At 42.2% G+C, this 15,779-nt stretch carries 11 protein-coding genes and 1 tRNA gene; 4 read left to right on the plus strand and 8 right to left on the minus strand.

What is annotated here, in order from left to right; all coding sequences use genetic code 11:
• The first annotated feature begins 752 nt into the window (after nt 1–752).
• The gene (locus Q9R21_RS01270; protein WP_311203549.1) at nt 753–1,697 is read left to right on the plus strand and encodes a sensor domain-containing diguanylate cyclase; all 945 of its coding nucleotides are present in this window, start codon (nt 753–755) and stop codon (nt 1,695–1,697) included.
• Nucleotides 1,698–2,327: 630 nt separating this feature from the next.
• Here Q9R21_RS01270 and Q9R21_RS01275 read toward each other — a convergent pair.
• From Q9R21_RS01275 to efp, 8 genes are all read right to left on the minus strand, one after another.
• Nucleotides 2,328–2,744 (minus strand): hypothetical protein, encoded by a 417-nt coding sequence (locus Q9R21_RS01275; RefSeq protein ID WP_228127368.1) that lies wholly within the window; start codon nt 2,742–2,744, stop codon nt 2,328–2,330.
• A gap of 76 nt (nt 2,745–2,820) precedes the next feature.
• Nucleotides 2,821–2,897: transfer RNA gene (locus Q9R21_RS01280), tRNA-Val, on the minus strand.
• 47 nt (nt 2,898–2,944) lie between these two features.
• On the minus strand, nt 2,945–4,939 hold the full coding sequence (locus Q9R21_RS01285) for a DUF3488 and transglutaminase-like domain-containing protein (protein WP_311203550.1): 1,995 nt from the start codon (nt 4,937–4,939) through the stop codon (nt 2,945–2,947).
• Nucleotides 4,940–4,952: 13 nt separating this feature from the next.
• Nucleotides 4,953–5,858, minus strand: coding sequence for a DUF58 domain-containing protein (locus tag Q9R21_RS01290; RefSeq protein WP_311203551.1), 906 nt, complete (start codon nt 5,856–5,858; stop codon nt 4,953–4,955).
• Nucleotides 5,859–5,870: 12 nt separating this feature from the next.
• The gene (locus tag Q9R21_RS01295; protein WP_253159036.1) at nt 5,871–6,833 is read right to left on the minus strand and encodes an AAA family ATPase; all 963 of its coding nucleotides are present in this window, start codon (nt 6,831–6,833) and stop codon (nt 5,871–5,873) included.
• 439 nt (nt 6,834–7,272) lie between these two features.
• Nucleotides 7,273–7,578: a YbdD/YjiX family protein gene (locus Q9R21_RS01300; RefSeq protein ID WP_171054308.1), complete on the minus strand. Its 306-nt coding sequence runs from the start codon at nt 7,576–7,578 to the stop codon at nt 7,273–7,275.
• Nucleotides 7,579–7,585: 7 nt separating this feature from the next.
• Nucleotides 7,586–9,685, minus strand: coding sequence for a carbon starvation CstA family protein (locus Q9R21_RS01305; RefSeq protein WP_004279748.1), 2,100 nt, complete (start codon nt 9,683–9,685; stop codon nt 7,586–7,588).
• Nucleotides 9,686–9,856: 171 nt separating this feature from the next.
• Entirely contained in the window at nt 9,857–10,426 is a 570-nt protein-coding gene (gene efp / locus Q9R21_RS01310; RefSeq protein ID WP_004279747.1) for an elongation factor P, read from the minus strand.
• A gap of 382 nt (nt 10,427–10,808) precedes the next feature.
• Between efp and epmB the strand changes: the two genes are divergently transcribed.
• Genes epmB through Q9R21_RS01325 form a run of 3 tightly spaced genes read left to right on the plus strand, consistent with a single transcriptional unit; the run spans nt 10,809 to nt 15,733 of the window.
• The gene (gene epmB / locus Q9R21_RS01315; RefSeq protein WP_311203552.1) at nt 10,809–11,831 is read left to right on the plus strand and encodes an EF-P beta-lysylation protein EpmB; all 1,023 of its coding nucleotides are present in this window, start codon (nt 10,809–10,811) and stop codon (nt 11,829–11,831) included.
• A 9-nt stretch (nt 11,832–11,840) separates the two neighbouring features.
• Nucleotides 11,841–13,586, plus strand: coding sequence for a GTPase (locus tag Q9R21_RS01320; RefSeq protein WP_311203553.1), 1,746 nt, complete (start codon nt 11,841–11,843; stop codon nt 13,584–13,586).
• A complete protein-coding gene (locus Q9R21_RS01325; RefSeq protein WP_311203554.1) occupies nt 13,568–15,733 on the plus strand; it encodes an EAL domain-containing protein in 2,166 nt (721 codons plus the stop codon). The genes Q9R21_RS01320 and Q9R21_RS01325 overlap by 19 nt, the downstream gene beginning before the upstream one ends.
• Nucleotides 15,734–15,779 lie beyond the last annotated feature (46 nt).

The raw sequence follows: 15,779 nt of genomic DNA on the forward strand, positions 1-15,779 counted from the left end.
ATATAATTCTTGACCTTTTTATGGGAAATATGTGGTCTAAAAATTATCCCTGTAAAACATCATATAAATCCTATAATTATTAGAAATGATGACATGATTTTAATCTCTTATTTTTCTAAGTTCATATTAAACAATCCGATATGTACGAGTTCTCTTTTATAAGATTCTCTATATAATTCAAAGTTAAATAACAATAAACTTTATATTTTTTCTTATATGTGAAGCTTATCCCAAAAAATTTAAAGGAAACTATATACCAGCTCTTATAAGATTGTCCCCCCCAATGCGTACAATGAAGATAAACTGTTGAATGATTTGGATAAATCACTAAATTAATATAAATATTATTATAATATAAAGGGTTAGACACTTTTCCTTTCGACTTTACAATTTCCTTTCGTTGTTAATAATTAAGATACATTTAAAATGCTTCTTTAGAACTATAATTTTGAAAATTTTTTGGTAGCTTCGATTCATTATGACTTTTTATATATTTCTAATACTTATGAATATCGCAGCTATAATGGCAGTGATTGCATTTTTTCATAAGTAATAAGAAAATTACATCTTGGTATTTCTAACCGCAGGCTAATTTTAAATTTCATTATAAAAATAAATTTCTTTAAGTATTATTTTTAGTATAAATTTCACACATTTCTATATAATACCTATTTTAGGCTCCCGTTTATAAGAATTACTCATATATTGGGTATTTCGCATATATATTCTTACTGTTGCAGTAGGTTCACTTCATGAATAATATTAACTTTAATAACTTTGAAGAAGCTGGCCAAGCCATTTTAAAATTCTTATCTCAACGCTTTGGCTTCAAATTGTGGATGATTACTCGTACTGAGGGTGACGACTGGATTGTATTATTGAGTGAAGATAATGGCTATAACGTTAAGCCCGGACAAGTATTTCATTGGGCAGACTCATTCTGCTCACACATGGTACAAAGTAATATGCCTCGTATTGCTCCCTATTCACCTGATATTCAAGTTTACGCAGATGCACCTATAAATCACCTAGTCTCAATTAAAGCCTATATCGGCCAACCTCTGTATAAAGAAGATGGCTCTCTTTTTGGCACTCTATGTGCAATTGATCCCGAACCTCAACCTAAAATTCTTGTTGAAGATGCTCCATTATTCGAGTTGATAGCAAAGGTACTCAGTTATACGATTCAAGCTGATATGAAAGCTGCTGAGTACATACGTAAAGCTGAGCGTTTTGAAATAGAAGCAATGTCCGACCCAATGACTGGACTTTTCAACCGTCGTGCTTGGGATGAGCTTATTATCAAAGAGGAAGAGCGCTGTAAGCATTATGGTCACCCTACTGCTATTCTTATGATAGACCTTAATGATCTTAAGATCACAAATGATACTCTGGGTCATGCTGCAGGTGATGAGCTCATTCAAAGAATGGCTTTAGCTCTCAAAAACACGGTACGTAGTAATGATATTATCGCTCGCTTAGGGGGTGATGAGTTTGCTGTGATGACCATTGAAACTAACTTAGAGCATGCGAAGAAGCTTGCATCAAGAATTCAAAATACTTTTACAAAAGTTGGAATTAGTGCTGCAATTGGCTTTGCAATGCGTAATCCAACCTTTGGGTTAGCTGAAGCTATCAAAGAAGCAGATGCAAAGATGTATCAGAATAAAGTTATGGTCAAATCGAGTAGCCATTAATTAAACTACTTACCCGATGCAGCCTTTGTATCTGGTAAGGCCTTATCTACAATCTGAAGATGTACTATTGAAATAATTCAATATAACCGAAAACCCTAGAGATTTTTTTGAAATAAAAACTATTATTTTTCATACCATTAAGAGCTTTAATCCGTTTTAATTCTGCACTTAGCCCTATCAAAATTGCGACTTTTCCAACAAAAATCCTGCAGTTTATTCCCAGGTTTTTGATCAAACGGTTAGGATCAACAATTTACTTTTATCATGAAGACTGATTATAAAAATAATAAAAGTCCATGCCAAAAAACCTTAAGTTCGCCAGCGAGCGCCGTAGTGACCAACGTAAAAAAGTCATACAAGCCGAAATGCTGCAGGCCCAAACATTTATACAGATCTATCTGCTCTTACCTTTCTTCTTTAAGGCATATCAGCATTAGCAACATCTTACGATGCGCAAACCCTAGAAGATGTCATCTAGCATGAAGCAAGCGCTGTGCGTGATAAAAAATTGACTGAACCTACACTGCGAATCTGCCTGTGGCTGATCAGCCTATTCCAGCCGAGTACAACGCAAGTGCAGCAGTTCAATCAATTTATTAATTTGCGGCACTTTGAGCTGAAATATTTAAGCTAAATGTCATGAATAGACATATCTGCCAGTACACCAAACTTTTCATCAAACGGCGCTAATTGTTCTTTGACGTATTTGGATCCGCGAAGTTTACGGCCATGCTCATCATAGTATTTATGAAAAAGTGTTTTGAAGGGATAGTACTGTTTTATGCTCAAGTCTTCCGCCATCTGATTGACCTTCGCTTCAAGCATCTTTTGAGCTACCCCTTGCTCACATTCTTTTGCGGTATCACGAGTTGCTGAAGAACGTTTTCCATTGATCATTAGTTCAATGTAGTAGGCCGAACCGCGCTTTCTGGGCTTGGGTAATTTCATTACGTAATTTCCAAAATTCTTGACGTAAACTTGACGTAAATTTAACGGCAATAACTGCATAAAATACGGGTTTTGCAGATAGTGCGGATAACGGCTCACTTTACTCAAGGCATTAAAAAAGGGCTTTAAGCTACTGTTTTCGCTTAAAACCCTTATAACATAACGTTTAGAATCTTGGTAGGTATAAGCAGACTCGAACTGCTGACCTCTACGATGTCAACGTAGCGCTCTAACCAACTGAGCTATACACCTAGAATGCTTGGCATATTATAAATTTTTCCGACCGAAAACAAGCCTTTTCATTTAGTTTTTAAAACGTCCGCGCAAGTTTTAAGCAAATCCTTGAATTTTTTCACTTCTTGCTCAGTTATTGAGGTTCCCGAATAAAGATTTTTTTCAAAGATCTGGATGGCTTGAATAAATGCTGTCTGGTTTTCAACCTGAGCCTGTTGGGATAAACGCTGCATCCAGTGATGAAAAGTTTCAGCAGGCAGCTTTTTGAGATCGTCAGCTAAAGATTGATTCAGCTGTTGAATCGCACGATCAAATGGAGATTGCGCCTGTCGGGCTTTTAGATAAATTCTGAAGATATAGGCCAAAATCAATAGTGCAATACTGCCCAGTAAAATTATGACACTCGAATAAACTGAACCGAGTCCTAATTTTGATAACCAGCTCTGTTGTGATTCTGCATTATAACCCACCACCTTACTTTGCCATTGGTAGCTGGCATAATCGCTCCAAACGCGTAGTTTGGTGATCCATAGATTATGCTGCGAGTTCCAGGTCGACTGATTTGCCGATACCCATGCATCCTGAGAAAGCAGATTTTGCATGCCATCATCTATACGCTGTGGAGCGATCATTGCGGTTGGATCAAAGCGTTGCCATTTCTGATCAATCCAAACCTCTGTCCAGGCATGGGCATCGAGCTGTCGGACCTCCCAGCTCATCCGATCCGGGGCCAGCTCCCCCCCTTGATAACCTGTGACCACCCGTGCAGGAATCCCGACATAACGCATCAGCATCACGAAACTCGAAGCATAGTGTTCACAAAAGCCTTGCCGGGAATTAAACAGGAACTCATCAATCCGGTTTTGCCCCAATTGACCCGGCTTCAGGGTATAAACAAAGTTATTCTGCCGATACCAGTTCAAGACTTTCTGTACATAACGCCGAGGATCTTCCGCACTTTGCGTATAGAGACGTTGTGCTAATTGTTGTGCTCGCGGGTCAAGTCGGCGCTGCACCTGAGTATTCGTTCGCTCGATATATTGCGTTGGCAAAGCCTGAGGGTCATATTCTGTTCCGATCCATTGTAACGAAATCGGTTCAATACGTTGCGTGAGCCGTCTCGGCACAATGCTCCAATCCTGACGGTTATAATAACGGCGTTCCACAGGTATCGATTTTTCCAAACCCATGATCCAGAACACCGAAGGATCCGTAGCCAGATATTGGTAGTTCCAGCCTGTAGGTACGGGTGAGGTATCCATCGGTTGTCGCATTAAAGGCTGCTGATTGACGAAACTGCTGGTCCAGCGTTGCCCATCATATTCATCTAGCACCAAGGCGCGCCAATAGAGTTCTGAGCGCGGCGGAAGCTTGCTGACATCACCAATAATCCGGAAAGCAAGGACACTAGATTGGGATAATTCAGCAATATCCCCAGGTGACATACTATCGCCAATGCCGGTCACGCCCTTATTTTCAGGAATGGGAATATGCCAAAGTGGCGGCAAGCGCGGAAAGAAAATAAACAGCAAGATAAAAAATGGAACAGCGTACAAGATAAACTTGCCCACATGCTTGGCATCCTGTTGCAATGCTGCGCGCTGAGTGGTCTGCTCCTGTTCAAACTCACTGGTCTGAATCCGGTACAGGCCAATCAAACAGCTGATTAAACACAGCACAATCACGATCGCCATCCCAAAAGATTGGCTATATAGGAATGAACTGGCAGCGACAAACAGGGCAAAATTAAACAGAATAATCAGGTCACGTTTATTTTTACTTTCCAGGGATTTGGCAAATAAAAAAGTGGATAAAACCGCTACCCCAGCCTCGACCCCGATAAAACTATGATGGCTCAAATAAATACTGCCGAGTGCCAAAGCCGTCAGCAGGAAAGTACCCATTTTAGGAAATGGCTGCTGACGTTTCAGGAAAATCCAGATACATACAATACTAATCGCAAAAATAATACTGAGTAGAACCGGAATAAATGCCATCTGGGCGATGAGAATCAGGCCCAAAGTCAGCACAATCGAGGTACGGATTTTTGCATTGATCATGAATTTATCCGCCTTAAGCCTGCGCCAACAATTGTTTGGCTTTCCGCAGTTGTTCTTCACCTGCGCCCTGAGGCAATTCGGCCTGTGGCAAATGCAGACTGTACGCACATTGCTGCTGCTCGCATTGCTCGACCAGACCCATCACAAATTCAAGTTTTTCTTCATGTGACTGGCTCGGCATATGTGCATAATGAATCTCGATACTGTGCTCATCCTGATATTGCTCAAAGACTTTGACATACAAGCCTTGCCCACGCGCAAACTGCTTCCAGGACACCGCCTGCAAGGAATCACCTGACTGGTAATTGCGTAATTCACGGAACTCATCCATATCCGGTTCAAAACGGTTAAAGTGATATTTATTTTCTGTGCTAAAAACTTCAGCTTTAGGCGCGACCCAGGCCGAATGCTGATGATAAAGATAGGTCCAGGCTCGAACTAACCCAAAGGGATAAACCGAATAAATCTGAATCACCGGATAATCAAACTTGCCACGTTGCTCTGCATAAAATGGCAGAATAAATTGCTGTTTTTGTGCATTCAGATAAACTTTCGCTAGCTGATTCCCTGCTTTGATATACAAATAGCGGGGGCGAAGCTGCTGCTGTTGAAAATAAAGATGCAAATTCAGGCTATGACCGACCTGCCCCACATCATCTGCGATCAATTCAATTTTCAGGTCATGCAATTGCTTAAAAGTCAGATAAAAACTGATACACAGCACCGCACTGATTAAAAAGCAGAAACCTAAAATCAGGTTATTGGCATAGTTCACCCCCGCCACAAAGGTGATGAAGATCAACACTAGATACAGATAGCCCTGCTGATAAATAAATACCAGCACATCTTTCTGCGAGAGCTGTTTCTGCTGAGAAAATTGAAAGCGTTTGGCCAGCCATTTTTGCCAGGTTTTATCCAAGAGAGGACTCCTTTAGCTGACCGCAACCTGTTGCATCACATTAAACGTTTCAGCTTCACTCAAACCCAGACGATGCGAAGTCACCGCGACAAATACCGCCTGCACATCATCCGGTGTGACAAAAGCGCGTTGTTGAATCAGGGCATGCGCTTGTGCTGCACGCTTTAAGGCCAGAAGGCCACGCGTAGAAAGTCCATGACGGCTTTTACGAGTTTTTTCTGCGAGATCGAGCAAATATTCCTGAATAGCTTCACTGATAAATATCTGATGAGTCAGATTTTGCAGATCTAGAATTTCATCTTCAGTAAAAATATGTGCCAGACTGGCAATCAGGGCAAAACGGGATTCCTGCTGTAATAACAGTTTTTCTGCATGGCGCGATGGATAACCTAAAGACAAACGCATCAGGAAACGGTCCAGTTGGGATTCCGGCAAAGCATAGGTTCCACTTTGGAACAGCGGGTTTTGTGTGGCAATCACCCAGAACGGTTTCGGCAAGGCATAGCGTACGCCATCAATGGTGGCATAGCCCTCTTCCATGGCTTCGAGTAAGGCACTTTGGGTTTTAGGACTACAACGGTTAATTTCATCTGCCAGTAAAATCTGGGTAAAAATCGGGCCTTGTTTAAACTCGAACTGATGTTCTTTCTGGTTAAACATATTAATGCCGATGACATCACTGGCCAGCATGTCATTGGTAAATTGGATCCGCTGGAACTTTAACCCAGCCAGATGTGCCAGACTGCTGGCTAATGTAGTTTTACCCAATCCGGGTAAATCTTCAAATAAGACATGTCCGCCTGCAATCAAACAACAGAGTGCCAGTGTGGTCTGGGCCTGCTTATCCAACACAATGGCATTAACTTCTTCAAAAAAACGCTGGATCTTGGGTGCATAACTTGCAATTTTTTGTTCAAGCACAGTATTGATGTGTGCAATGTCGTTATTTTCCTTTTGTTTCATGCCCCAGATCACAATAATTTCCTTAATAAAACATGGCCTAAGATTAACATACACTGAAATTTAAATTTTCCCAAAAGATCAATCATCTGTCTGTGTAACTGAATAAAAATACTGATTAGAAAATGGCGAGGATTTAAATAATAGAAGAGTCAAAATGATCAGGTTGAAAAGAAGTAAGAAGCGCAGAAAACAAATAAAATGATCGACACAAATAGAGATCATTTTTCTTTTCGCTCAAATCTCAAAATACCAATCTGAGCTCATCCATCTATTTGAAAAGAATCATACTTAAAAGGTATAGAGACTTAAGCGATTTCATGGATTTTTATAATAAAACTTTTCTACGCTAGCTCAATCAATGACCTCAGATTTAACGCGATCGTCTATTCCTCATATTAATTTTTAACGATAAAAAAAAGCGCCCCGAAAGGCGCTTGCTATGAATTAATGATTAACACGGACACTTCTTCATATCACCGCCCGCAGATGGATAACGGGAATCCACACAGTGACGATAAAATGTTTTCGGGTCCATGGCTTCCAGATCGGGATGATGCTTGCGCATATGCTCCACATAGGTCTGGTAATCAGGTACACCGACCATCAGACGGAAACTTTGCTGCAAACGTTGCCACAAGGTCGCAATCCGCGACCAGTTTTTCGGATTCAGTATTAAATCCTTTTGTGACATTACGGTCATCTTGATGATTTTATAAATCATCGTTTTCCCGCTTTTGGCAAACTTCAGATTCATAATATTCCCCTTAATGACCTTTCGCTGGCTGAATCTCTTCAGGATCGCGATAAATCGCTTCTGCTTCATGTACAGATGGCTCAGGATTTGCCAATGCACGACGGATAACGCGAATTGCAGCAAACAACATGACAAAGGCTACAATCATAAAAAAAGCACAGAGTGCAGCATTAATCTGGTTCGACATCGCTACCGTCTGCATTTCTGCCACAGTTTTCGCTGGCGCTAGGATTTCATTATTGGCAATCGCCGTGTTGAAACGATCTGCCTGCGCCAAGAAACCAATCTTTGGATTTTCGTGGAAAATCTTTTGCCAGCCTGCTGTCATGGAAGTGATGAACAGGAACACTGTCGGGATAATTGTCACCCACACATATTTCTGTTTTTTCATCTTGAACAGAATGACAGTACCGAGAATGAGCGCCATCGCAGCCAGAATCTGGTTACCAATACCGAAGAGTGGCCATAAACTGTTAATACCGCCGAGTGGATCGACTACGCCCTGATAGACGAAGAAGCCCCAGCCTGCCACTGCAACCGCAGTACCCAACAGGTTTCCGAAGAAATTATGTGATTGTTTTACTGCTGGAATCACAATACCGACAGTATCCTGCACCATGAAACGACAGGCACGCGTACCCGCATCTACAGCAGTCAGGATGAATAGTGCTTCAAACAAAATCGCAAAGTGATACCAGAACGCCATCATTTCACGACTGTTGAAAATTTCGGTGATGATATGCGCCATACCAATTGCAAAAGTTGGCGCACCACCAGTACGCGACAGAATCGAGTTCTCACCCACTTCCTGTGCCAGTAAATTCAAGGCTTCAGGGGTTACCACAAAACCAAGGGTTCGCACTGCTTCTGCTGCGCTTTCTGCGGTAGTACCGAGCAAGGCTGCTGGTGAGTTAATCGCAAAATAAATTCCTGGATCCAGAATTGCAGCACAGATCAAAGCCATGATCGCTACAAAAGATTCCATCAACATACCGCCATAACCGATCATACGGATATCGCGTTCGTTGTTGACCAGTTTCGGTGTCGTCCCTGAAGAAACCAAGGCATGGAAACCGGAAATCGCACCACACGCAATAGTAATGAACAGGAATGGGAACATAGAACCTGCGAATACAGGACCAGTCCCATCAATGAATTTGGTAATCGCTGGCAGTTTCATTTCAGGCATGGCAAACAGGATACCCACGGCCAAACCTGCAATCACGCCAATTTTCAGGAAGGTCGACAGATAATCACGTGGAGCAAGCAATAGCCAGACTGGCAGTACCGATGCAATGAAACCATAAATGATCAGTGCCCAAGTGAGTTCAGTGCCAGAAAGCGTAAAGAACGGACCCCAATATGGATGTTGTGCGATGTTTTCACCGTAGATAATGCCCAGCATCATCAAGACAAAACCAATAATCGAGACTTCAGCAATTTTACCCGGGCGGATAAAACGCATGTAGATGCCCATAAAGATCGCAATCGGAATGGTGGCTGCAATACTGAATACACCCCATGGACTGTTAGTCAGTGCTTTAACAACGACTAGCGCCAATACTGCCAGAATGATGATCATCACGCCCAAGGCACCGAGCATCACGATAATACCGGCAAAGGTTCCGAGTTCCTGCTTGGCCATCTCACCGAGTGATCGACCGTCACGACGGGTGGAAATAAACAGTACCAGAAAATCCTGGACTGCACCGGCAAGCACCACACCGACCAGTAGCCAGATCGTCCCAGGTAAATAGCCCATCTGCGCTGCCAGGATCGGACCGACTAAAGGACCTGCACCGGCAATCGCTGCAAAGTGATGGCCAAATAGAACGCTTTTATTGGTCGGCACATAGTCCAGACCATCGGCCAGACGATGCGCAGGCGTTAAACGGCGTTCATTCAGCTCAAATACTTTGGTGGCAATAAATAAACTGTAGAAACGGTAAGCAATGCTATAGACACAGGCGGCGGCAAGTACCAGCCAGACTGCATTTACATGCTCACCCCGACTCAGTGCCAGAACTCCGAAAGAGACTGCACCCACAATGGCTACCAAAAGCCAAATCATTTTCGAAGTCAGCGTCGACTTCTTTTGTAAAGTTTCCATTCAATCCCTCATATTGTGATGCATACAAATCAGCGTGATTGTTGTTGTTCGAGGTACTGCTGTTTTCCCTTGCGACTTTACGCCTGTTCTTTCGCTTTTCCTCTAAGACTTTGGCATAAAAAAAGGGATGATTTAAATCATCCCTCTCGATAATAGTCTATTTTCAAACCATTATGCACGTTCTAAATAATCACCAGTACGGGTATCTACACGAACGCTTTCTTCTTGCTGTACGAATAATGGAACACGTACCACAGCACCTGTTTCAAGTTTCGCTGGCTTACCGCCACCGCCAGAAGTATCACCACGAACACCTGGATCAGTTTCAACGATTTTAAGTACTACGAAGTTCGGTGGAGTCACGTTTAAAGGCACGCCATTGAACAACATGATGGTACATTTTTCATTTGAATCGTCTTTTAACCATTTTGCAGCATCGCTCATTGCTGTTTTATCAGCTGCGATCTGTTCAAAGGTAACAGGATCCATGAAGTTCCACATTTCGCCATCGTTGTACAAGTATTCCATTTCTACTTCAACGATATCAGCCGCTTCTAGGTTCTCGCCTGATTTGAAAGTTTTTTCCAGAACTTTACCTGATTTAAGGTTACGTAATTTTACGCGGTTAAAAGCTTGGCCTTTACCTGGTTTTACGTATTCGTTTTCCATGATTGAACATGGGTTGCCATCAAGCATAACCTTAAGGCCTGACTTGAAATCATTCGTAGAATAATAGGCCATGACTGGCGCACTCCAAACTTACTAACTTTAATCTATTGATGCTATGGGCTGTTGCGATGTCATTTAGCAAGTCTGACACGAACATTGAGTTGCCACATGCACATTCATTTGATGTTGCGTATTCTAAATGAGCAATACACTTTGCCGCAATGAAAAAATCCGCTTTCACCCACTCAGGCTGTTTAAGTTACAATCAGACATGAAAATCCTTTGTTTATTCATGTCTTGCTCAACGTTAAAATACCATCAGGCGAGCACGAAGATCAGCATAGCTGAATCACTCTTTATTTTATAGCGCAGTGGATTATTGCGCTTCCGCACAAACTGTTAAACTGCGCCCATCAGGCTTTGTCCTCTCACTTATTATTGTTAATCTTCCGGCATGACGAACTATCTATATCAAGAACAAAACTGGCAATCACAGCTCAGCGACCTAATCACTGATCCCCACGAACTGCTTGAAGTACTGCAACTTGCACCAGAGCAACTGCTCTCAGGTGCCATCTTGGCGTCTGAACAGTTTAAACTGCGCGTACCACGTGCTTTTGTGGGCAAAATGCAGACCGGAAACCCTTTAGACCCATTGCTTTTACAAGTGCTGCCCCATCATCTTGAACTGGAAGAACATCCAGGATTTGTTACCGATCCCTTGGGCGAAGAACAGGCCAATCAGCAACCCGGCGTACTGCACAAATATAAATCTCGTTTCCTGTTGACCTTGACTGGTGCCTGTGCCGTGCATTGCCGTTATTGTTTCCGCCGACATTTCCCCTATCAGGAAAATCTGCCTAAAAACGAAGACTGGATAAATATCAAGCAATATCTGGAAAGCCAACCCGATATTAATGAAGTGATTTTGAGCGGCGGTGATCCACTGACCTTATCGAACCGAAAATTAAAAACCTGGATTGAACGACTAGAATCAGTACCACATCTCAAATTCTTAAGAATACATTCACGAGTTCCTATTGTGATCCCCAACCGAGTCGACGAAGAGCTACTTAGCATGTTAAAAAACAGTAGGCTACGTATTATTCTGGTGGTACACTCAAACCATGCATCGGAGCTGGATGACTTCACTTGCAAGCGTTTAAACCAACTGGTTCAACAGCAGATCACCGTTTTGAATCAGGCGGTTTTATTAAACGGGGTGAATGATTCTGCTCAGGTTTTAGTGGATTTGAGCTATCGCTTGTTTGATGCCGGGGTCATGCCTTATTATTTACATGTACTTGATAAAGTAAAAGGTGCGCATCATTTTGATTTAGCGCCTGACCATATTAATGAGATTTATACAGAAGTTTTAGCGAACCTGCCGGGGTATTTGGTTCCTAAACTGGTTCGAGAAATAGCGGGCGAGAAGAATAAGACACCGCTTTTTGGGGTTTCAACATTTTTGAGTTAAATAATAAAGATGAGCACGCATACTTCAGACATTTTTCAGACACCGACGGAACTTAAACGGGAGCAGTTGAGCTTTTGCCCAACCACTGCCAAGGCTTTGCAGGAATGGGTTGCGGGGATTTCGATTCTACAACTGGGGAATTCATCCAAATCCCTGTTTAATGCCTTATTGGAAGTTTCCGAGCTGAAATGTCCAGAAACCCTGCGCTTTGACCTGATTCAGGTCTTGCATCCCACCCTTGAAAATGTCTTGACCAGTCTGGAAAAGCATTTCGTCAATCAGGGACTGATCACTTCCGACCGAAATGACCAGATCATTGAACTGGCCATGCTGTTGCGCAGTCATTTTGCCAAAATTTATATTGATATCGTCAAGCGCTGTAATCATCAGCTGACCCATCAGAAGTTTTCGCTATTTTCTCTAGGCAAAAAGAAGAGCATTCAAACTGCCCGGATGGTGTCGATTTATTATGCCCTGCAACAACTCACCCTTCTGTTATATCAACAGCATATGCTGTATAGCACGCCAGGTCTGGGACAATGGCTGGCTGCCCATCAACTGCTTGAATGTGCAATAGACAATAATTTCTATCAAAGCAATATCAATCAGGTATTAGGCACCCAGCATGAAATCCAGAATATTGCACATGCCTATGCACAGCTGATTTTACTGGATATCTTCAATACTCATCAGATCCGGCCTGCAGAAATCCAGGGCCTGTATCTATGCAGTTTTGACTGGGCCAAACTGGTGCAGATCTTGCCGAAGGAAACCACGCTGTCCCGTTATGTGGTCGATGCCAGCAAAGATCATCCACCGATCTTTAATACCCATCAAGAGCCACAGTTTCAGCCGAGCTTCTATATTTCCACCCAGAACCTGATGGATCATTTAACGGGTACTCAAAGCAAAAATACGCAGTATCTGTCGCGGAATGAAAAACTGTTCCTGACCCCTGCACTGCATTTTCATATCTACAATCTGCTCTCGAACAATGTCGAGCGTCGTCATGAACGTTATGAATATTCAGCACAGATCAATATCTGCTTTGGCTTGAGCGTGGCGCATTTTTACCTGTCTAAAGGTAAAAACTTCAATGAAACCCTGGAACTCGATGCCAATTATAATTTCCAGAGCGAAAGCAGTTTTGTCAGCTCGATGGAAAACGCCATTCCAAGTAGTTTTAGCAGCATCAAGGCGCTCGATCGAGAAACCAAACAGATCCATAGCGCTGAAGTTCTGGATATCAGTGTCAATGGTTACCGGATTAAATGGACTGGTATTACCCCGGCTAACCTGAAAACCGGTGAATTCATTCTGGTTCAGGAAAAAACCCAGAGTCAGTGGCGTGGCGGTGTGATTCGCTGGATCAAGCAGTCAACGGATAAGAGCCTAGAAATCGGGCTGGAAATTTTGGCACAAGAGCTCTTTCCTTGTGCAGCTTATACCCGTACCGAACGTCATCATGTCAACTATCAGCCTGCCCTGTTGGTGAAAATGACGCAACTGGATCAGGTCTCGACCAGCCTGATTGTCTCTGGTTCACAGATGTTTAGGGAAAAACAAACCATTCATTTACGTCTCGGTCAGGAAGAAATCAAAATCTATCTGACCAAAGCACAACTGATTACGCAGAGTTTCATCCGTTTTGATTATGAATTACTCAATGATCAGGAAGAAGAGATGATCGAAAACTTTATCGATCAGCACATGAATGAAAGCAGAAATCATGATTTATGGGAAGCATTGAAGTGAGAAATCCATTATTGTCTAAAAAGTTAAAACGTACTGAAACACGTTTACTGATTATTGATGATAATCAAATTAGATATAACCAAATCCGTGATCTTCTGACCAGTCATGATTATCAGGTCGATGCTGTGCTGCTGGATGATCTGCAGTCTTTTGAAAAACAATTAAATTTCAACTGGGATCTGATTATTTTTGGGCGTGCCTACGATCTGAAATACGAACAGGCCTTAAGTTTGGTGCGTCTTTCGCTGCAACCTGACCTTCCGATGATTTTGCTTAAACCGGATGATTATCAGGCTGAACAGTATGCGCAATATATCCGTAAAGGGATCTATGACATTCTCAACTTCGACTACTTGGAACGCTTTTATGTGGGACTGGTCCGAGCATTGTCATTTAGCCGTTTGTCACAATCTCAGCAACATTTAATGACTGAGCTGGAAACAGCACAAATTCAGGCACAATCTTTAGTAGACGACAGCAACCGTGCTGTTGCCACCATTCAGGAAGGGATTCATATTCAGGTCAATGCGGACTACCTGAAACTGTTTGGCTTGCAAAATGAAGATGAGATCATTGGTCTACCTTTACTAGATCTGCTCCAGCCTTCAGATTTGAATGATTTTAAAACCCGTTTCAAAAAGATCTCTCAGCGTCAATTTGATTTAGGTCGAGTCGAGATTCAGTCTCTGAATCCGCATGTGTCCGCATCTAACCCATTAAAACTGGAATTCTTGCCTTCAACTGCTGAAGAAGATGCAGTACAAATTAGCATTGATACTCAATCTCAAACGGTTTTTTCCGAGAAAACTCCTGGAAAACCAAGTGTTTTTCAGTCACTTAAACGTGAACTGAACAAGCAGTCTGCACCGGTGAATGCCTTAGTCACTTTCTCTTTAAGTGCATATGACCCGGAAGTTCTACAATCTGACTGGGCCACTTTTAATGGGTACTTTGATGCAGTCAAAGAATTCCTCAAGGAACAGACCCATATTCCCCTGTTTAAACTGGAATATGATGTCGTTGTCGGTCTGTTCCAGGCAGACTCTAAAGCAATTCTTGAATCCAAACTGATCAGTTTAAATGCCTTAAGCAAACCGCAACTCATTACAGTGGGACAAAAGTCATTCCCTCTAAATTTGCGCTTAGGCTATGTCACGCTTGAACAGGGTTTACAGGATGAAATGCACTGCAATACGCTGATTGGACAAGCATTCTCGACATCTTTACCTCAAGCAGAAGCTGTACCTGAATTTAAACTCGATATTCCTGCATCACTGAGCAGTCCGGCCATGGTAGAAATGCCAAGTATAGATTTCAGTGTTGCTGAAACACCAGTTGCCAGCTCAACAGTGGCAACGATCAGTCCAGCAGTCACGTCTATTCCTAGCGCTACACCTTCTATTTTGAAAGCCTTAAGTGAATGTCTGGAACGTGGCGAGATCCATTTAAAGTATCAGCAACTCTATGATAAAGAAGATACGCGTTTATATACCTATGAAGTGACCAGTGGCTTTATTTTTGAGAATAAATGGCAGGATATTTCTAGCCTTTTAGAACTTCATGAAGATGATGAACTGTCCATTAAACTGGATCGCTGGATTCTGGTTGAAGCCAGTAAACAGCTACACAACTTTATTACCCAGTATCCTGATGCAAGCTTAATTGTTAATTTGAACCGTGCCGTGCTATTTAAAGACCGCACCTTCCCGGAATTTATTTCCAAGCTGATTACGATTATTCGCAGTAAAGTGAAGCATCCGCTAATCTTGCAATTCTCAGAAGAAGATATTTTACTGAATCAGCAAGATGCACAAAAATATCTACGCGTGCTGTATGAACATGGCGCACTGATTGCACTGCGTGATTTTGGTCAATCCATGTACAGTCAAAATTTACTGCGCGAACTTGAACTGGATGGTGTCAGCTTACATTCAAACTTAACCAATATGCTCAATAAAGATACCGAGATTGAGCAACTACAGGAAAAAATTACCAGCTACAATGAAATCAAGCCACTCAATATTCTGATCCGTGAATTAAATGATATGACACTGTTCGCGAATGCCTGGAACGTGGATGCCCGCTTTATTCAGGGGAATTATTTCCAGAAAAAACTTGATCATTTGATTGATGTACAAGATCACTAAGATCTTGTACAAGCCTGTGCATTTAGGAAATCGAATGATAATTTTC

This window comes from Acinetobacter sp. RG5, from assembly GCF_031844265.1.
In the GTDB taxonomy this organism is placed as follows: Bacteria; Pseudomonadota; Gammaproteobacteria; order Pseudomonadales; family Moraxellaceae; genus Acinetobacter.